We start from the raw sequence: 18,438 nt of genomic DNA, 5'->3' as shown, positions 1-18,438 counted from the left end.
GAATCAATCTTGCGTTGATAAATTGAACGAGGGGGCTCTCCATGAATCGACACTTTAAAACGACTCTACTCGCAGGTATCTCTGCGATGTCCGTTACTTTTGGATACTCGGTCGCGGCGCACGCCGCAGACCCGGCCGCCGACCCGGCGCCTGAAACCACTTCCGAACTTGAGACCCTGATCGTCACGGCGCGCGGCAAGCCCCGCACCGTTCTGGACAGCGCGGTCCCGGTGGACTCCTTCAGCGAAGCAGACCTGAAGTCCGCCGCCTTCACCGACACCAACGACATTCTGAAGACGCTGGTCCCGTCCTACACCCTGGCCCGTGAGCCGATCTCGGACGGCGCGACCTTCATCCGTCCCGCCAGCCTGCGCGGACTTCCCACCGACAAGACCCTGTTCATGGTCAACTCCAAGCGCCGCCACCGTTCGGCGCTGGTCAGCATCGGCGGCACCGGCGCCCAGGCGCCTGACGCCGCCACCATCCCGGCCTCGGCCCTCAAGAACGTGGTCGTCACCCGTGACGGCGCCGGCGCGCAGTACGGCTCGGACGCCATCGCCGGCGTCATCGACTTCCAGCTGAAGGACAGCCCCAGCGGCGGTTCGCTCACCGCGCAGTACGGCCAATTCTATCTGGGCGACGGCGAAGACGTGCTGGTCACCGGCAACCTCGGCCTGCCACTCGGCGACAGCGGCTTCATCAACGGTACGTTCGAATACACCAGCCAGAACCAGGTCAACCGCGGCAAGCAGTATTGCAACGTCGGCATTCCCAACCAGTCGGCCGGCTTCTGCGTCACCAGCTACGCGGCCGCCAACCCGTCCTATGGCGCCTTGATCAAAGACTACGTCCAGAAGTGGGGTCAACCTGACGCCGAAGCCCTGCGCGGCGTCGTCAATGCTGGCTACGACATCAGCGACACGATGACGATCTACGGCTTCGCCAACTACTCCAAGAGCAGCGCGGTCGAGTATTTCAACTATCGTCCGCCGGTCAGCAACGCGGTCAACGCCACGCCGATCCGCCAGCAGGACGGCTCGATCTTCCTGTTCAGCTCGATCTTCCCGGCCGGCTTCACACCGATGTTCGGCGGCGACATCACCGACTACAGCGTCACAGGCGGCCTCAAGGGCAAGATGGGCGAGCTGCAGTACGACTTCAGCGGCCGCTACGGTAACGACAAGCTGGTCTACACCCTGTGGGATACGGTCAACCCGTCGATGGGCCCGGCCTCGCCGAAGTCCTTCTATGTCGGCGCACTGATCTCGACGGAAACGGCCGCAAACGCCGACTTCGCCTATGACTTCGCCATGGCCGGCTTCAACACCCCGGTCACGCTGAACTTCGGCGCCGAGTACCGCGAGGAAGGTTACGAGATCGAGCCTGGCGACGTGCCCTCCTACGCGGCCGGCACCTATGCCGTGCCCAACCCCTACGGCTTCTGCAACACCACCACCCGCACACCGACGGCCGCAGGCCTGGCCCTGCCCGTCACGGCGGGCCTGAACTGCGCCAACTACCTGTCCACCACCGCTGACGGTTTCGCCGGCATCGACCCGACCTACAACGCTCTGGCGGTCGGTTCGAACGGCGCACCGGGTTCGCCCCCAGCCTATTCGGGCAAGCTGACCCGCGACTCCTATGCCGGATACGCCGAAGCCTCGGCCAACATCACCGAGGCCTGGTTCTTCGACGTCGCCGTGCGTGGCGAGCACTTCTCGGACTTCGGCAGCACCTGGAACGGCAAGGTCGCCACCCAGTACCAGATCACCGACGGCTTCGGCGTTCGCGGCTCGATCGGCACCGGCTTCCGGGCTCCCACGCCCGGCCAGCTGTTCACCACCAACGTGTCGACCCGCGTCGAAAACGGCGCGATTATCGCCTCGGGCCTGTTCCCGGCCGCCAACCCGGTGGCCCAGTTCATGGGCGCCAAGGAGCTGAAGCCCGAAAAGTCGCTGAACATCGCGGCCGGCTTCACCGCCTCGCTGATGGACGGCCTGAGCCTGACGGTCGACGCCTACAGCATCGAGATCAAGGACCAGTTCTACGCCACCACCCCGATCACCGTGACGCCGGTCATCCGCGCCGCCCTGATCGCAGCCTCGGTTCCCGGGGCTGACACCATCGGCCAAGTGCAATTCTTCCAGAACGCCTTCGACTCCACGACCTCCGGGGTCGACGTGGTGGCCACCTACCGCGCCAACTGGTCCAACGGCCAGTCCACCAGCTTCACGGCCAGCGGCAACTACAACAAGTTCAAGATCGACAAGGTGTTCTCGGCCAACTTCTTCGACGCCGAAGGGGTGCATGACTTCGAGAACGCCGCGCCCCGCTGGCGTTCGGTGGTGTCGGCCAGCCACGAGATCGGCAAGTTCAAGGCCGTTGCCCGGGCCAACATCTACGGTCCGTACAAGAACCAGTTCAGCGTCGGCAATCCGATCGTCCAGAAGTGGGACCCGGAAGTCTTCGTCGACACCGAGTTCAGCTACGCGGCGACGGACAACTACACGATCGCCATCGGCGCCCGGAACCTGTTCGCCAACTATCCCGACGTCGACAAGACCGGCGAGTCGGCCACCAACGGCCGCCTCTATCGCTCGGACGCCATCGTCGATTGGCAGGGCGGCTTCTGGTACATGAAGATGTCCGCGACCTTCTAGGATTGCGATCCAGACAAAACCGAAGGGCCAGGCGAAAGCCTGGCCCTTTTCGTTTGGCTGGACGACCGGAGCTAGCGCCCCAGCGCCTTGCCCATGCGGATCAGCGGCACCGCATAGCCGCTCGACGTCATCGCCGTGAACGGCTCGATGTCGTGATAGCCGCAGGCGCGATAGAGCGGCACGCCGCCCATCGTCGCCGCCATCTCGGCGCGGGCAAACCCCTCGGCCGCCGCAGCCGCCTCGCAGGCGTCCAGCACCAGGCGGCCCACGCCTTTCCGAGTGTGATCGGGGTGTGTGTACATCGCCCGCACCCGAGCGGCGTCGATCCTGGGATCCAGCAGCGCCGCGTCGCGCCCGGCGGAGTGATCCCCGCCGAACAGCGTGGCGCGCCGGCTCCAACCACCGCAGCCGGCGATCTGATCGCCGTCCTCGACCACGAAATAGGTGCCGTCGGCGATCAGCTGGCTGTCCAGACCCATGATCTCGAACGAGGCCCTGACCCCTTCGGGCGGCAGGAACGACGTCAGAAGCTCGCTGATCGCCGCATTCATCAGGGCCGACAGAACCGGCATGTCCTCAGGTTGCGCCAGCCGCAAGCGAAGTGGGAATCCTGTTGTGCTCACGGCGCTCTCCTCGCGAAACCTTGGTCCGTTGATGCGTCGCGCCTGGGGCGAAGGAAGAGTGATTCCCGCCCTCTGCGCTTGATCATCGCCACCCGCCCACGGTTCGCACACGGGGCGCCCCAGGCGCCCAAGGGCGGAGCATCCGGGGCGCATCTAACATGTCAGATCGTCCGTCGTCCGAAATCAGGTTGCGCCGGTTCCCACGAAATTTCGAGATGGCCCGGACTTCGGCGGGGGCGCGTTCGACCGGAGGAACGAAAGGTGTATCGTTTTGGCGATGCACGCGTTTTCGGCGTCGGCTGTTGAGTGGCGGATTGGCATGAATACGACTGCAGGCCTGGCGACGGGCGAAGTTCTGACCCGGCGGCGCTTCTTCGAGGGACTGGCTGCGGTGGGCGGCATTTCCCTGGCGCTTTCGGGCATGGACGCCCTGGGTTTCGGCATGGCCTCGGCCACGGAATTGCCGCCCACCCTGACCGGCGACGTCAAGGGCACGAAGATCATCGTGCTGGGCGCCGGCCTGGCCGGCATGACCGCCGCCTATGAACTCTCCAAGGCCGGCTATCAGGTCCAGATCCTGGAGGCGCGGTCGTTCGCCGGCGGCCGTTGCCAGACCTCGCGCAAGGGCTTCGAACACACCGACCTGCTGGGCAACAAGCAGACCTGCGAGTTCGACGAGGGGCTGTACATCAACCACGGCGCCTGGCGGATCCCGTATCACCACCGCTCGACCCTGCACTACACCAAGCTGTTTGGCGTGCTGCTGGAGAGCTTCGTCAACGACAATGACGCCGCCTATGTCTATTTCGAGAAGGGCAAGGGCCCGCTGGCTGGCAAGCCGATCCGCAAGGGCGAGCTCGCCGCCGACGCCCGGGGTTACACGGCTGAACTGATCGCCAAGGCCGCCAGCAAGGGCGAGCTCGACGCCGCCCTGACCCCGGCCGACCGCGAGACCTTCATCGCCTACATGATCAACGAAGGCCGCCTGTCACCCAAGGACCTGGCCTATACGGGCACCGAGGGGCGTGGCTTTTCCGTGCACCCGGGCGCCGGCGTCAATCCGGGCCCCGGCAAGGAGCTAGAGCCCTTCGCCTTCAAGGACGTGCTCGACAGCAAGGCCTGGCGGGTTCTGAGCTCGGTCACCGGCTACGAACAGCAGCGCACCATGCTGCAACCCATCGGCGGCATGGACCAGATCGCCAAGGGCTTCGAAAAGCAGGTCGGATCGATGATCCGCTACTCGACCGTCGTCGAGAAGATCAAGCAGACGGGCAAGGGCGTGAAGGTCGCCTTCAAGGACGCCTCGGGCAAGACCGGCGAGATCGAGGCCGACTACTGCATCTGCACCATCCCGCTCAGCGTGCTCAAGCAGATCGATATCGACGCCTCGACGCCGTTCAAGGCGGCGATGGCGGGCGTGGCCTATGCGCCGGTCAACAAGATCGGTCTGCAGATGAAGACCCGGTTCTGGGAAGAGAACCATCACATCTATGGCGGCCACATCTACAACGACATCCCTGGCATCGGCACCATCACCCTGCCCTCCACCGGCTGGCAGAGCCAGAAGGGCGTGCTGTTGGGCTTCTACAATTTCGGCAGCCAGGCGGCGCGGATCAGCGCTATGAGCCCAGCCGACCGCGCGGCCTTCGCCGTGGCCGGCGGACAGAAGGTCTTCCCCGAATACGCCGCCAACTATGAGAACGCGTTCTCCTTCGCTTGGCATTTGGCCGAGTTCAATCTGGGCGGCTGGGCCGAATGGGGCGAGGCCGGTCGCCGCGACGCCTATCCGGTGCTGTGCGAACCCGACGGTCGCCTCTATCTCGCCGGCGAACACCTCAGCTACCTTGGCGGCTGGCAGGCCGGGGCCATCGAGTCGGCCTGGCAGCAGATCGCCAAGATCCATGCCCGCGTGCAGCAGGCCTGAGACCCGAGGACCCGAGAACAAAAATGAAGTCTGCTTCCCGTTTCGCCCTGCTCTGCCTTGTCGCCGCCGCCTTGGCGCCCGCTGTGGCCTCGGCCGCGTCGTCGCCCAAGGACCTTTACGAAGACAACTGCTCGGCCTGCCATCAGGTGACCGGCAAAGGCATCAAGGGCGCCTTCCCGACCCTGGTCGCCTCGCCGCTGGTCAGCGGTCCGCCCGCGCTTCTGGTCACCACCGTGCTGAACGGCCGGGCCGGCATGCCCGCGTTCAAGGACGACCTCAACGACGCCGATCTGGCCGGTATCATCAGCTATGTCCGCACCTCATGGGGCAACAAGGCCAAGCCGGTGACGGCCGCCGAAGTCGCCGCCATCCGCACCAAGGCCAAGGCCGCCCAGAAGGCCCGTGGCCTGCAAGCTCACTGATCGACCCTTTCCAGGAGAAGACCATGACCCGTTTCGCAACCCTCGCCGCTGGCCTCGCTCTGGCCGCCGGTCTCGCCGGCGCGGCATCCGCCCAGGACATCGTTCGCGGCGGCGACCCCAAGTCGGCCATCGCCAGCGTCGTCACCGTGCCGGCCGGCTTTGACACCATCTATGTCAGCGGCATGGTCCCGCCGATGATCGACCCCAAGGGCGACCCTGCCCTGACCGCCACCTACGGCGACACCAAAACCCAGACGCTTGGCGTGCTCAAGCGCATCGAGGACGCGCTGAAGACTCAGGGCGCGACCATGGGCGACGTCGTCATGATGCGCGTCCTGCTGGTCGGCGACCCGGCCAAGGGCGGCAAGATGGACTTCGCCGGCATGATGGAAGCCTACAAGACCCTGTTCGGCACCGCCGAACAGCCCAACAAGCCCTCGCGCATCACCAGCCAGGTCGCGGGCCTGGTGGCCGGTGGCATGCTGGTCGAGATCGAGGTCCAGGCCGCCAAGAAGAAGTAGATCCAATAGAATCCACTCTCCCCGGCTAAGGCCAGGGCCAAGATTAATCCGGAAAGGGAGACAGGTTCGCGCCTGTCTCCCTTTTTCGGTCTTGCAAGCTCGCGGGTTCGATCTGGGCCGTGGCCTTGGCCGGGAAGAGCGAAATCGTTGATGATTTCATCGAGATCCGAATTCTTTTCGCTGACAACGTTGTCAAGCAAATCGAGCTGCGCTATAAAGGTCATGCCCTTCTAGGGCGTTTCCTCCCAATGACTCGGCCGCCTTCTCCTCCTGGGAGGCGGCCGTCTTTTTGTCCGGCTTGCGCCGGCCATCATGCTTGACTCAAGCGACGGTCCGGCCGAAACGCCCCGTCCATGATCAGCCGCTACGCCCGCCCCGAAGCCGCCGCCATCTGGTCCAGCCAGACCAAGTACAAGATCTGGTTCGAGATCGAGGCCCACGCCGCCGACGCCATGGCCGAACTTGGGGTCATTCCCAAGCTGTCGGCCCAGACGATCTGGGAAAAGGGCCGCGACGCGGTCTGGGACAGCGACCGCATCGACGAGATCGAGCGCGTCACCAAGCACGACGTCATCGCCTTCCTGACCCACGTGTCGGAAATCGTCGGCCCCGAAGCGCGCTTCCTGCATCAGGGCATGACCAGCAGCGACGTGCTGGACACCTGTTTCGCCGTGCAGCTGTCGCGTTCCACCGATCTGCTGATCGAGGGCGTCGACCTGCTGCTGGCCGCCCTAAAGCGCCGGGCCCTTGAGCACAAGATGACGGTCTGCGTCGGTCGCAGCCACGGCATCCACGCCGAACCGATCACCTTTGGCCTCAAGCTCGCCGGTTATTACGCCGAGTTCCAGCGGGCAAAAGAACGACTCGCGATGGCCAAGTTCGAGATCGCCACCTGCGCGATCTCGGGCGCCGTCGGCACCTTCGCCAATGTCGATCCGCGCGTCGAGGAACATGTCGCCAAGATGATGGGCCTGACCGTCGAGCCCGTCTCGACCCAGGTCATCCCGCGCGACCGCCACGCGGCCTATTTCTGCGCCCTGGGCGTGGTCGCCTCGTCGATCGAGCGCCTGGCCACCGAGATCCGCCACCTTCAGCGCACGGAAGTGCTGGAAGCCGAAGAGCCGTTCGAGGTCGGTCAGAAGGGCTCGTCGGCCATGCCGCACAAGCGCAACCCGATCCTGACCGAGAACCTGACCGGCCTGGCCCGTCTGGTCCGCTCGGCCGTGACCCCGGCCCTGGAAAACGTCGCCCTCTGGCACGAGCGCGACATCAGCCACTCGTCGGTCGAGCGTGGCATCGGTCCGGACGCCACCGTCCACCTCGACTTCGCCCTGCGCCGCATGGCCAGCGTCATTGAGCGCTTCAACATCTATCCCGAGAACATGGCCAAGAACCTCGACAAACTGGGGGGCCTGGTGTTCTCGCAGCGGGTCATGCTGGCCCTGACGCAAGAGGGTGTCAGCCGCGAAGACGCCTATGCCGCCGTGCAGGGAAACTCGATGAAGGTGTGGCGCGGCGAGGGTCGGTTCATCGACTTCCTCAAGGCCGACCCCGTGGTCTCCAAGGCCCTGTCGGACACCGTGCTCGAGGAGCTGTTCGACTACGGCTATCACACCAAGAACGTCGACGTGATCTTCAAGCGCGTGTTCGGCGAGCAGGGCTGACAATGACGGAAGCGCCGGTCCTTCGCCTCAATCCGGCGCTGGATCCGGCGGCCTTCGCGCAGGCCTATGCGCGCGACGGCGTGGTGCGCATTCCCGATGTGTTCGAGCCCGGAGTCGTCGACCGCCTGGCCGGCATTCTGGAACAGACCATCGACTGGGACGTGATCTGCTCCAACGAGACGGGCGGCGCCGAGATCCTCAGCCGCGCCCGCCGCGCAGAGCTTGGTCCCGACGCCGTGGCCGCCCGCTTCCACGCCGCCACGCTGCGGGCCCGCAGCGGGTTTGCCTACATCTATCTGGGCTATCCGATGATCAACGCCTTCGTTGAAGGCCGCGACCCCGGGCACCCGATCCACGCCTTGACGGCCTTCCTCAACAGCCCCGAATTCATTGCCTTCGGCGCCGCCGTCACCGGCGAGACGACTATCACCAAGGTCGACGCCCAGGCGACCCTGTATCGCCCCGCCGACTTTCTGACCCTGCATGACGACACCGGAGTGGGTGAGCGACTGGCGGCCTACACCCTGGGCCTGACCCGCCAGTGGCGGCCCGACTGGGGCGGCCAGCTGCTGTTTCACGATGACGCCGGCGACGTCGAGCGCGGCTTCGCGCCGGCCTTCAATGTGCTGACCCTGTTCAAGGTGCCGCGCAAACACTCGGTGGCGCCCGTCGCTCCCTATGCCGGCGCGCCGCGCCTGACCGTCACCGGCTGGCTGCGGAACGACCCGCCCAATGGCCGCTGAGCGCAAGAGAAGCTTCCCGCCTGTCGTCGACCAGAACACCCGCCTCCTGATCCTCGGCAGCCTGCCGGGCGAGGCCTCGCTGGCGGCCGGCCAGTACTACGCCAACCCGCGCAACGCCTTCTGGCGGTTACTGGAGACGGTGCTGGATGCGCCGCTCGTGACCCTGGCCTACGCAGATCGCCTGGCGACACTCCAGTCACGCGGCGTGGGTTTGTGGGACGTCGTGGCCGAGGCCGAGCGGCGCGGCAGCCTGGACGCCGCGATCCTCAACTCCAGCGCCAACGACCTGCTGGCCCTGGTGAAGACCCTGCCCATCCTGAGCGCCGTGGCCTTCAACGGCGGAACCTCGGCCAGGTTGGGCATGCGCCTGCTGGCGTCGATGGAGGGGCGGCCTGAGCTGATCGCCCTGCCCTCTTCCAGTCCGGCCCACGCAGCGCGTAGCTTCGCGCAGAAGGCGGAGGCCTGGAGCGTGCTGAAGGACTGGCTGGCCTAGTCTGGCGGTCTGCCATGAGCGGTCAACGCCAAGGCGTAGTGGATGGTGAAGACAGTCATCGCAAGCGCCTGGCCAAGTGAATCATTTCAAGCAGGTCTTGCCGTTGTGGCGGCACGGCGCGGTGCGCGGCAGACACGGGGCGGCTTTCGTTTGTCGGCGGCGCGTTTGCAGGTCAGGCTGCGACCATGACCTATGCGCGCGCCGTGGCCGGAACGACCTATGCCTTTGACGGTCTGGCCGATCTGATGGCCAAGGCCTCGCCTCCGCGCTCGGGCGACATGCTGGCCGGTGTCGCGGCCACCAGCGCCCAGCAGAATGTTGCGGCGAAGATGGTGCTGGCCGACACGCCGCTGAAAACCTTCCTGACCGAGGCCCTGGTCCCTTATGAGACCGACGAAGTCACCCGCCTGATCCTCGACGGCCACGACGCGGCCGCCTTCGCGCCGGTCGCCAGCCTGACGGTCGGAGCCTTCCGCGACTGGCTGCTGTCGGACGCCGCCACACCCGCCGTTCTGGCCGCGCTCGCGCCGGGCCTGACGCCGGAGATGGTCGCCGCGGTCAGCAAGATCATGCGCAATCAGGACCTGATCCTGGCGGCCAGCAAGTGCCAGGTGACGACGACGTTCCGCAACACCATCGGCCTGCCCGGGACAATGGCCGTGCGGCTGCAGCCCAATCACCCGACCGACGATCCGGCCGGGATCACCGCCTCGATCCTGGACGGCCTGCTGTATGGCTGCGGCGACGCGGTGATCGGCATCAATCCGGCCAGCGACAATCTCTCGGTGCTGGGCGAGCTGTCGCGGCTAATGGACGATCTGATCCAGAGGTTCGAGATCCCGACCCAGTCCTGCGTCCTGACCCACGTGACCAGCGCCATCGCCCTGATCGAGCGCGGCGCGCCGGTGGACCTGGTGTTCCAGTCGATCGCGGGCACGGAGGCCGCCAATGCCAGCTTCGGCGTCACCCTGGCCCTGCTGCGGGAAGGCCTGGATGCCGGGCGCTCGCTGAAGCGGGGAACGGTCGGCGACAACGTCATGTATTTCGAGACCGGCCAGGGCTCGGCCCTGTCGGCCGGGGCGCATCACGGCGTCGACCAGCAGACGCTGGAGGCCAGGGCTTACGGCGTGGCCCGGGCGTTCGAGCCGCTGCTGGTCAACAGCGTGGTCGGCTTCATCGGCCCCGAATACCTCTATGACGGCAAGCAGATCATCCGGGCGGGCCTTGAGGACCATTTCTGCGGCAAGCTGCTGGGCGCGCCCCTGGGCGTGGACGTCTGCTACACCAACCACGCCGAGGCCGATCAGGACGACATGGACAGCCTGCTGACCCTGCTGGCCACAGCGGGGATCACCTTCATCATGGGCGTGCCGGGCGCCGACGACGTGATGCTGAACTACCAGTCGACCTCGTTCCACGACGCTCTCTATGTCCGCGACCTGCTGGGCCGCAAGCGCGCGCCGGAGTTCGAGGCCTGGCTGCAGCGCCTGAAGATCACCGGGGCCGACGGCCGCCTGACGCCACCCTCGGCCGGCCACCCGCTGCTGACGGCAAGCGCATGAGCCGGCTGGTTCCGCCCGATCCATGGACAGCCCTGCGCAGCCATACCCCCGCCCGCATCGCCCTGGGCCGCACGGGCGCCAGCCTGCCCACCCACGAGCTGCTGGCCTTCGCCCTGGCCCATGCCCAGGCCCGCGACGCGGTGCATACGCCGTTCGATATCCAGGCGGTTACTGACGCCGTCGCCGGCCTTGGCCTTGCGGTCCTGCCTGTCGAAAGCGCCGCGCCGGACCGCGCCACCTATCTGCGTCGGCCGGACCTGGGTCGGCAATTGTCAGACGCCAGCCGCGCCTTGCTGGAGCACGCGCCGTGCAAGCCGGCCGATCTGGCCATCGTCGTCGCCGACGGCCTGTCCAGCACCGCCGTCCACGCCCACGCCGCGCCGCTGATCGCCGCCCTTCTGCCCCTGATCCGCGCCGAGGGCTGGAGCCTTGCGCCGGTGATCGTCGCCCATCAGGCGCGCGTGGCCCTGGGCGACGAGGTCGGCGAGCGGCTGGGCGCGCGTCTGGTCCTGCTGCTGGTCGGCGAGCGGCCCGGCCTGTCGTCGCCCGACAGTCTGGGCGCCTATCTGACCTTCGCGCCCCGGGTGGGCCTGACCGACGCCGCCCGCAACTGCGTCTCCAATATCCGCGCCGAGGGACTCAGCTACGACGAGGCCGCCTTCAAGCTGGTCTGGCTGGCGCGCGAGGCCCTGCGCCAGGGACAGACGGGCGTGGCCCTGAAGGACGAGAGCGATACCGCTACCCTGCCCGTCGCCCGCAATTTGACCGACCCGCGTTTTCTCTGACCAAATAGTGCGCGGCCGGACGATGGGGGCTGGGCGATCGCCGCCGCGGGCTCGCCGCTGGCGCGACCGGCGCGCAGGCTCTGGTTACGGGGATAGTCCGGGACAGGGGAACCATGATGAGCGAACCATCAGCCGGCGGCGGCGTCAGCTACGAAAAGGTCGATGCGGCCTATTTCGACAAGCGCGGCCTCAAGCGCTATGCGGGCGTCTTCTCGCTGTGGGCGCTGGGCGTCGGCGCGGTGATCTCGGGCCAGTTCTCGGGCTGGAATCTCGGCATGGGCGTCGGCGGCTGGGGCGGCATGCTGGTGGCCACCCTGATCATCACCGTCATGTATCTGGGCCTGACCTTCTCGATCGCCGAAATGGCGGCGGCCCAGCCGCACACGGGCGGCGCCTATTCCTTCGCCCGCGCCGCGATGGGCCCCTGGGGCGGCTTCATCACCGGCCTGTGCGAGAACGTCGAATATGTGCTGACCGCCGCCGTGGTCTGCTTCTTCATCGGCAGCTATCTGGGCGGCATCTTCGAGACGCCGCCCTGGGCGCAGCCGCTCTACTGGGTGGGGGCCTATATCGTGTTTGTCGGCCTGAACGCCGGCGGCGTGGCGATGTCGTTCCGCTTCACGGTGTTCGTCACCCTGCTGGCCCTGGCCTGCCTGGTGGTGTTCTGGATCAGCGCCCTGCCCCATGCCGACTTCATGCGATACGCCCTCAATGTCGGCCCTGGCGGGACCGAGCTGCCCGAGGGCCACGGACCGTTCCTGCCGGCCGGGATCGGCGGGGCGCTGGCCCAGCTGCCCTTCGCGGTCTGGCTGTTCCTGGCCATCGAGCAGCTGCCCCTGGCGGCCGAGGAATCCCACACGCCGGCGCGGGATCTGCCCAAAGGCATCATCCTGGGCATGCTGACCCTGATCGTCTCGGCCCTGCTGGTGCTGTGGCTCAATTCGTCGATTCCCGCCGGGACCTTCGCCCTGTCCAAGTCCGGCGAGCCGATCCTTGACGGCTTCCGCGCCATCTATGGCGGCGGAGCCCTGGCCAAGGTGCTGGCGGCGGTGGCGGTAGCAGGGCTGATCGCCAGCTTCCACGCCATCATCTTCGCCTATGGCCGCCAGATCTATTCGCTGTCGCGGGCCGGCTACTTCCCGCGCGCCCTGTCGGTGACCCATGGCGAGCGCAAGACGCCCGAGATGGCCCTGATCGCCGGTTCGCTGGCCGGCCTGCTGGTCATGCTGGTGGTGTGGTTCAGCCTGGGCGCCGAAAAGGGCGCCGCGGCGATCGGCGGCACGCTGCTGAACATGGCGGTGTTCGGGGCCATGCTGTCCTACGTCGCCCAGGGCGCGTCGTTCATCCTGCTGCGCCGGAAATTCCCGGACATGGAACGGCCCTACAAGAGCCGGTTCGGCGTCACCGGCGCGGCCCTGACGGTGATCATCTCGCTGGTCACCATCGTCTATCAGCTGAAGGATCCGATCTATCGGACCGGCGTCATCGGGGTGGCGATCTGGTTCGCGATCGGCATCGCCTATTTCGCGGCCGTCGGTCGCAAGAAGCTGGTGCTGTCCCCCGAGGAGGCCTTCGCCCTCAACGGCGGCAAGAACGCCTAGGGTCTCCGCGCGGTGTGAAACGGCTGTCGGATCGGAAAAGGCGCCGGGCTTCCACGTCCGGCGTCACCCCCTGCCGGCCGCGCGGAATGCAAAGAAAAGGGCCGCCCCGACGGGCGACCCTTGTTCGTTCGGCCTAGACCGGCGCTGATTTCAGGCGCCCGTCTTGATCTGCTCGCGGGCCTGGGCCAGCAGCTCGTCCATCTTCATGCGCACTTCGCTCTCGGACACCGAGACGCCCGAGCCCTTGAGATCGCCCGAAACCTTGCGCAGCACATCCTCGTCGCCGGGCTGTTCGAAGTCCGACTTCACGACGGCGCGTGCATATTCCTCGACCGTGGCGAGGCCCATCAGGCCAGCGGCCCATTCGCCCAGCAGGCGGTTGCGGCGCGCGGTCGCCTTGAACTCGAGGTCCTGGTCCAGAACGAACTTGCGTTCGAAACCCTGTTCGCGATCGTCGAAAGTGGTCATGAAGGCCCCAAATGCGTCTAAGGCGGCTGTCTATCCCGTGACGGGCCAACTCGCAATCGGCGGATACGCCGCAGCCTTCGCTTTACGCCCAAAGACCTGAACGGAAGCTGACCCCCCAGGTTTGCGCGCCCGCCCTCATTCAGATAAGTTCCACCTGACATTTTCAGTGAGCGGCCTTGAGTCGAACGCCGCGCGCAGCTATCCGGCCGCGCGCGCTTTTCGTTTCTTCGGACACCCCCGGATCAGGGGGCGCGCTTCGCATCCATGAAGGGCCTCGACGAGAGCCATGACGACCCGCCGCAAGAAGATCTACGAAGGCAAGGCGAAGATCCTGTACGAGGGCCCCGAGCCCGGTACGCTGATCCAGTACTTCAAGGATGACGCCACGGCGTTCAACGGCGAGAAGAAGGCCCAGCTGGAAGGCAAGGGCGTGATCAACAACCGGATCAGCGAGTACGTCATGACTCGCCTGAACGGCATCGGCGTGCAGAACCACTTCATCCGCCGCCTGAACCTGCGCGAGCAGCTGATCAAGGAAGTCGAGATCATCCCGCTCGAGGTGGTGGTGCGCAACATCGCCGCCGGCTCGATCGCTACGCGCCTGGGCCTGCCCGAGGGCCAGGCCCTGCCGCGCTCGATCATTGAGTTCTACTACAAGGACGACAAGCTCAACGACCCGATGGTGTCGGAAGAGCACATCACCGCGTTCAACTGGGCGGCCACCCAGGAGATCGACGACATGATGGCCATGGCCCTGCGGGTGAACGACTATCTGTCGGGCCTGTTCAGCGGCGTCGGCATCACGCTGGTCGACTTCAAGATCGAGTTTGGCCGCATCTACGAAGGCGATTTCAGCCGCGTGATCCTGGCTGACGAAATCAGCCCCGACAGCTGCCGCCTGTGGGACAGCCAGACCAACGAGAAGCTGGACAAGGACCGCTTCCGTCGCGATCTGGGCAATGTCATCGAGAGCTATACCGAGGTGGCCCGCCGCCTGGGTATCATGAAGGAAATGCCGACCGTCATTCAGGGCGGCATGCATTAGGTTTCAGATCCTCCCCCGGAACGGGGAGGTGTCGCCAAAGGCGACGGAGGGGGAAGGCCCTGGGCTGTGGACGGTACACCCTCCACCGCCAAGCGGTTCCCCCTCTCCCTTGAGGAGAAGAAGTTGAAAGCCAAGGTCCAAGTGTTCCTCAAGCCCGGCGTCCTCGACGTTCAGGGCAAGGCGGTCGAGAACGCCCTGCATGGTCTGGGCTGGACCGACGTTCAGAACGTCCGCGTCGGTCGCACCATCGAGTTCGACGTGGCCGACGGCGACGCCGAGAAGGCCAAGGCCGAGGTCAAGGCGATGTGCGACAAGCTGCTCGCCAATACCGTGATCGAAAGCTACGCGATCTCGCTCGACTAGGCGCTTGGCGCCTCAGGCGCTGAAGCTGACCCTGAGGGTCGCCAAGCTGGTTTCCCGGATCGGTTCCAGATCGAGGCCGGGATCCACCAGCATCTGGGTGCTGAGCCCCAGCAGCAGGGCGCCGACCATCAGGGCGGCCGCGTCGGCGTTCAGCCCCTCGCGGATCACGCCTTCGGCCTGCCCCCTCAGGAACATGGCCTCCAGACGGGTCTCGACTTCCTTGTGCACGGCGGCGAACGGTCCGCGCAGATCCGAGACCTCGGCCACCGCCCCGGCCATCAGCACGAAATAGGCGCGCATCTCGCCGTCCTCCGCCAGATTGCGCAGGTAGATGTCCACGAACCCCAGGATCGCTTCCAGGCCGTTGGCGCAGTCCAGCTGGTGGTCGGCCAGCAGATCCTGCAGCCGCACCTGAAGCCTGACGATCAGCGCCTCGATCAGTCCTTGCTTGGACCCGAACTTCTGGGTCGCCAGCCCGCGGCTGTAGCCCGCCCTCGCCCCGATGTTCTCGAAGGTGGCGGCCGCCATGCCGCGTTCCAGGATCAGCTCGGCCGCCGCGCGCAGCAGCTCGCTCTCCGACTGCTGACGCCGATCGGACTGGCTGCGGCGAACAAGCGGAACCTTAAGGGCGGATGTCATCTTGCAGAGGTTACTTATTTGTTGGACAACTAGCAAATACAAAGGCGGCCACAGAGCCGCTCCCGGAGGTTCCAGGAGTTCGCGCATGACCATTCCCGTTGATATCGCAAACACCATCGTCGACCCAAAGGCCTATGCCGACGGCGACCGCATCGACCAGGCCTTCGCGCGGCTGCGCCGCGAGAGTCCCCTGGAGGTGGCCCAGCCCGACGGTTTCGACCCCTTCTGGGTGGTCACCCGCCATGCCGACATCCTGGAGGTCGAGCGCCAGAACGAGCTGTTCCACAACGGCGACCGCGCGACGATCGTCACCACCATCGAGGCCGACCAGAAGGTGCGCGCCATGATGGGCGGCTCGCCGCATCTGGTCCGTTCGCTGGTCCAGATGGATAATCCCGACCATTTCGCCTATCGCCGCGTGACCCAGGGCTCGCTGCTGCCGCAGAACCTGCGATCGCTGGAAGCGCGGATCCGCGAGATCGCCCGCAGCTTCATCGACCGCATGGCCGCCCAGGGCGATCGCTGCGACTTCGCCCGCGACGTGGCCTTCCTCTATCCGCTGCACGTGATCATGGAGGTCCTGGGCGTGCCCGAGGCCGACGAGCCGCGCATGCTGAAACTGACCCAGGAGCTGTTCGGCAGCGCCGACCCCGATCTGAACCGCGACGGCAAGGTCGCGACCGACGTCAATGAGGGCATCGACAGCCTGCAGTCGGTGATCATGGACTTCATGATGTATTTCAACGCCATGACCGAGGATCGTCGGGCCAATCCGCGCGAGGACCTGGCCAGCATCATCGCCAATGGCAAGGTCAATGGCGAGCCGATGGGCCACCTGGAGGCGATGAGCTACTACATCATCGCCGCCACGGCGGGCCACGACACCACCTCCTCGACCACCGCCGGCGCCATGTGGGCCCTGGCCGAGAACCCCGACCAGTTCGCTCGCGTCAAGAATGATCCCAGCCTGATCCCGGGCCTGGTCGAGGAGTCGATCCGCTGGGTCACGCCGGTCAAGCACTTCATGCGCACCGCCACCGCCGACGCCGAACTGGCCGGCCGCAAGATCGCCAAGGGCGACTGGCTGATGCTGTCCTACCCGTCGGGCAATCGCGACGAGGCGGTGTTCGAGGATCCGTTCAGCTTCCGCATCGACCGCACGCCCAACAAGCACGTGGCCTTCGGCTACGGCGCCCATGTGTGCCTGGGCCAGCACCTGGCGCGGATGGAGATGCGGGTGCTGTGGGAAGAGCTGCTGGCCCGCGTCGACAGCGTCGAGCTGGACGGTCAGCCCACCCGGATGACCGCCAATTTCGTCTGCGGCCCCAAGGCGGTGCCGATCCGCTTCAAGATGCGCTGAGGCGATCATGAGCGAGCCCTTCAAGGTCTGGCAGTGCCGAACCTGCGGCTACATCTATGACGAGGCCGAGGGCGATCCGGGCGAAGGCCTGGCGCCGGGGACCCGGTGGGCGGATCTGCCCGCCCACTGGATCTGCCCGCTGTGCGGCACGCCCAAGTCGGACTTCGACATGATCGAGCTCTGACGCGCAGGCGGCGATTTCTTCACCCTGCCCCCCTTCCCCCGCCAGCTTGGCCGCACAATGTTCGGTTTGAGTTGGCGGGAGACGGTGATGGGCTCGAAGTACGAACTGGCGCAGGTCAATATCGGTCGCCTGCGCGCACCGATCGATCACCCGATGATCAAGGACTTCGCCGACAATCTCGACGCCGTGAACGCCATCGCCGAGGCCTCGCCCGGCTTTGTCTGGCGGCTGACCGGAGAGGGCAACAACGCCACCGATCTTGCCCCCTACGAAGACCCGCTGATCGCCATCAACATGTCGGTCTGGACCGACATCCCGTCGCTGGGCGCCTTCGTCTATCGCGGCGACCACGTGAAGATCATGCGCCGTCGCCGCGAGTGGTTCGAGCACATGGACGTCTTCATGGTGCTGTGGTGGGTCCCGGCCGGTCACCGCCCGACGATCGAGGAGGCCAAGGAAAGGCTGGCCCTTCTGGAAAGGCTCGGACCGACGGCGCAGGCCTTCACCTTCAAGACGCCCTTCCCGGCGCCGGACGCCGTCCCGGTCGCGCCGGTTCTGGAGGACTGCGGAGCCTAGAGCGCCGTCTAGGACCCACGGCGTCAGGGACTCGACTTACACACGCTGAACGAGCACATTACGTCGAACACTGTTCGCTGGGGGCTCGCATGACCATTCTGGACATTCAAAAGGCTCTGGCCGCCAAGGGATTTGACCCCGGCGCCCTGGACGGAGCCTGGGGTCGCCGCACGGCGGCGGCGGTGCGCGCCTTTCAGACCAGCAAGGGCCTGCTGGCCGACGGCGTCGTCGGGCCCAAGACCGCCAAGGCCCTGCTGCCCGACGCCAAGTCCGAAAAGGACAGCCTGGAGGACGTCACCCTCGTCTGGTTCCAGGAAGCCCGCCGCCTGATGGGCCTGCGCGAGACTGCGGGCCCGGGCTCGAACGCCACGCTCCTCGACTGGGCCGACAAGCTGGGCATCGACTATGACTCCGACGACATTCCCTGGTGCGGGCTGTTCGTCGCCCATTGCATCGGCGCCACCCTGACCACCGAACCCCTGCCCAACAATCCGCTGGGCGCGCGCAACTGGATGAAGTTCGGCGGCCCCTGCACCCCGCGCCCCGGCGCGGTGATGGTGTTCTGGCGCGGAAGCCGGGAGGGGTGGCAGGGCCATGTGGCCCTGTATGTCGGCGAGGACTCCAAGGCCTATCATGTGCTGGGCGGCAATCAGGCCGACAGCGTCTGCATCACGCGCATCGCCAAGGATCGCCTTCTGGGCGCCCGCTGGCCCGCGACCGTGCCGCTGAGCAAGGCAGGCCCGCGCAAGGTGTCGGCGACCGGCGTCCTGTCGAAAAACGAAGCCTGACCCGCGTCCGATCTTGC

General features: G+C 66.3%; 19 protein-coding genes. 16 read left to right on the top strand and 3 right to left on the bottom strand.

The features are described 5' to 3' along the window. The first annotated feature begins 41 nt into the window (after positions 1 to 41). Positions 42 to 2,660 carry a TonB-dependent receptor plug domain-containing protein gene (locus ACW17Z_RS17430; RefSeq protein ID WP_419320893.1) on the top strand — a complete coding sequence of 873 codons (2,619 nt, stop codon included), beginning with the start codon at positions 42 to 44 and terminating at the stop codon, positions 2,658 to 2,660. A 71-nt stretch (positions 2,661 to 2,731) separates the two neighbouring features. Here ACW17Z_RS17430 and ACW17Z_RS17425 read toward each other — a convergent pair whose 3' ends face one another. Next, positions 2,732 to 3,232 (bottom strand): GNAT family N-acetyltransferase, encoded by a 501-nt coding sequence (locus ACW17Z_RS17425; RefSeq protein WP_492058552.1) that lies wholly within the window; start codon positions 3,230 to 3,232, stop codon positions 2,732 to 2,734. A 370-nt stretch (positions 3,233 to 3,602) separates the two neighbouring features. On the opposite strand from ACW17Z_RS17425, the gene ACW17Z_RS17420 reads away from it, so the two are divergent. From ACW17Z_RS17420 to ACW17Z_RS17380, 9 genes are all read left to right on the top strand, one after another. Next, entirely contained in the window at positions 3,603 to 5,207 is a 1,605-nt protein-coding gene (locus tag ACW17Z_RS17420) for a flavin monoamine oxidase family protein (protein ID WP_492056921.1), read from the top strand. A 23-nt stretch (positions 5,208 to 5,230) separates the two neighbouring features. Next, the gene (locus tag ACW17Z_RS17415; RefSeq protein WP_492056920.1) at positions 5,231 to 5,629 is read left to right on the top strand and encodes a c-type cytochrome; all 399 of its coding nucleotides are present in this window, start codon (positions 5,231 to 5,233) and stop codon (positions 5,627 to 5,629) included. Between the two features lie 23 nt (positions 5,630 to 5,652). Further along, positions 5,653 to 6,150, top strand: a complete 498-nt coding sequence (locus ACW17Z_RS17410; protein ID WP_419251899.1) for a RidA family protein — start codon at positions 5,653 to 5,655, stop codon at positions 6,148 to 6,150. Between the two features lie 353 nt (positions 6,151 to 6,503). After that, positions 6,504 to 7,814 (top strand): adenylosuccinate lyase, encoded by a 1,311-nt coding sequence (purB, locus tag ACW17Z_RS17405; RefSeq protein ID WP_492056919.1) that lies wholly within the window; start codon positions 6,504 to 6,506, stop codon positions 7,812 to 7,814. Positions 7,815 to 7,816: 2 nt separating this feature from the next. Continuing rightward, on the top strand, positions 7,817 to 8,557 hold the full coding sequence (locus ACW17Z_RS17400; RefSeq protein WP_492056918.1) for a 2OG-Fe(II) oxygenase: 741 nt from the start codon (positions 7,817 to 7,819) through the stop codon (positions 8,555 to 8,557). Next, complete coding sequence (locus ACW17Z_RS17395) at positions 8,547 to 9,050, top strand: DNA-deoxyinosine glycosylase (protein WP_492056917.1); 504 nt, start codon at positions 8,547 to 8,549, stop codon at positions 9,048 to 9,050. Before ACW17Z_RS17400 ends, ACW17Z_RS17395 begins: the two co-directional genes overlap by 11 nt. 185 nt (positions 9,051 to 9,235) lie before the next feature. After that, positions 9,236 to 10,612: an ethanolamine ammonia-lyase subunit EutB gene (locus tag ACW17Z_RS17390; protein ID WP_492056916.1), complete on the top strand. Its 1,377-nt coding sequence runs from the start codon at positions 9,236 to 9,238 to the stop codon at positions 10,610 to 10,612. Beyond that, positions 10,609 to 11,397, top strand: coding sequence for an ethanolamine ammonia-lyase subunit EutC (eutC, locus tag ACW17Z_RS17385; RefSeq protein ID WP_492056915.1), 789 nt, complete (start codon positions 10,609 to 10,611; stop codon positions 11,395 to 11,397). Before ACW17Z_RS17390 ends, eutC begins: the two co-directional genes overlap by 4 nt. A 116-nt stretch (positions 11,398 to 11,513) precedes the next feature. After that, the gene (locus tag ACW17Z_RS17380; protein ID WP_492056914.1) at positions 11,514 to 12,998 is read left to right on the top strand and encodes an amino acid permease; all 1,485 of its coding nucleotides are present in this window, start codon (positions 11,514 to 11,516) and stop codon (positions 12,996 to 12,998) included. A 150-nt stretch (positions 12,999 to 13,148) separates the two neighbouring features. Here ACW17Z_RS17380 and ACW17Z_RS17375 read toward each other — a convergent pair whose 3' ends face one another. After that, positions 13,149 to 13,466, bottom strand: coding sequence for a DUF1476 domain-containing protein (locus ACW17Z_RS17375; RefSeq protein WP_419320883.1), 318 nt, complete (start codon positions 13,464 to 13,466; stop codon positions 13,149 to 13,151). 286 nt (positions 13,467 to 13,752) lie between these two features. Here ACW17Z_RS17375 and purC point away from each other — a divergent pair, with 286 nt between their 5' ends. Both purC and purS read left to right on the top strand, forming a co-directional pair. Then, positions 13,753 to 14,511, top strand: coding sequence for a phosphoribosylaminoimidazolesuccinocarboxamide synthase (gene purC, locus ACW17Z_RS17370; protein ID WP_419251917.1), 759 nt, complete (start codon positions 13,753 to 13,755; stop codon positions 14,509 to 14,511). Positions 14,512 to 14,634: 123 nt separating this feature from the next. Further along, positions 14,635 to 14,874: a phosphoribosylformylglycinamidine synthase subunit PurS gene (gene purS / locus ACW17Z_RS17365; RefSeq protein WP_419320882.1), complete on the top strand. Its 240-nt coding sequence runs from the start codon at positions 14,635 to 14,637 to the stop codon at positions 14,872 to 14,874. 12 nt (positions 14,875 to 14,886) lie between these two features. On the opposite strand, the gene ACW17Z_RS17360 is transcribed toward purS, so the two are convergent. Further along, positions 14,887 to 15,513 (bottom strand): TetR/AcrR family transcriptional regulator, encoded by a 627-nt coding sequence (locus tag ACW17Z_RS17360; protein ID WP_419320881.1) that lies wholly within the window; start codon positions 15,511 to 15,513, stop codon positions 14,887 to 14,889. 85 nt (positions 15,514 to 15,598) lie between these two features. Here ACW17Z_RS17360 and ACW17Z_RS17355 point away from each other — a divergent pair, with 85 nt between their 5' ends. The 4 genes from ACW17Z_RS17355 to ACW17Z_RS17340 all read left to right on the top strand — a co-directional run bounded on the left by ACW17Z_RS17355 (position 15,599) and on the right by ACW17Z_RS17340 (position 18,421). Further along, a complete protein-coding gene (locus ACW17Z_RS17355) occupies positions 15,599 to 16,873 on the top strand; it encodes a cytochrome P450 (protein ID WP_492056913.1) in 1,275 nt (424 codons plus the stop codon). A gap of 4 nt (positions 16,874 to 16,877) precedes the next feature. Beyond that, the gene (locus ACW17Z_RS17350) at positions 16,878 to 17,057 is read left to right on the top strand and encodes a rubredoxin (protein WP_419321430.1); all 180 of its coding nucleotides are present in this window, start codon (positions 16,878 to 16,880) and stop codon (positions 17,055 to 17,057) included. 87 nt (positions 17,058 to 17,144) lie between these two features. Then, the gene (locus tag ACW17Z_RS17345) at positions 17,145 to 17,633 is read left to right on the top strand and encodes a DUF3291 domain-containing protein (RefSeq protein WP_492056912.1); all 489 of its coding nucleotides are present in this window, start codon (positions 17,145 to 17,147) and stop codon (positions 17,631 to 17,633) included. A gap of 89 nt (positions 17,634 to 17,722) precedes the next feature. Then, the gene (locus ACW17Z_RS17340) at positions 17,723 to 18,421 is read left to right on the top strand and encodes an NlpC/P60 family protein (protein WP_492056911.1); all 699 of its coding nucleotides are present in this window, start codon (positions 17,723 to 17,725) and stop codon (positions 18,419 to 18,421) included. Positions 18,422 to 18,438: the final 17 nt, after the last annotated feature.

This window comes from Caulobacter sp. GSs2 (assembly GCF_058680895.1).
Note: the sequence above shows the minus strand (reverse complement) of the source record. Positions and strands in the feature narration are given on the sequence as shown.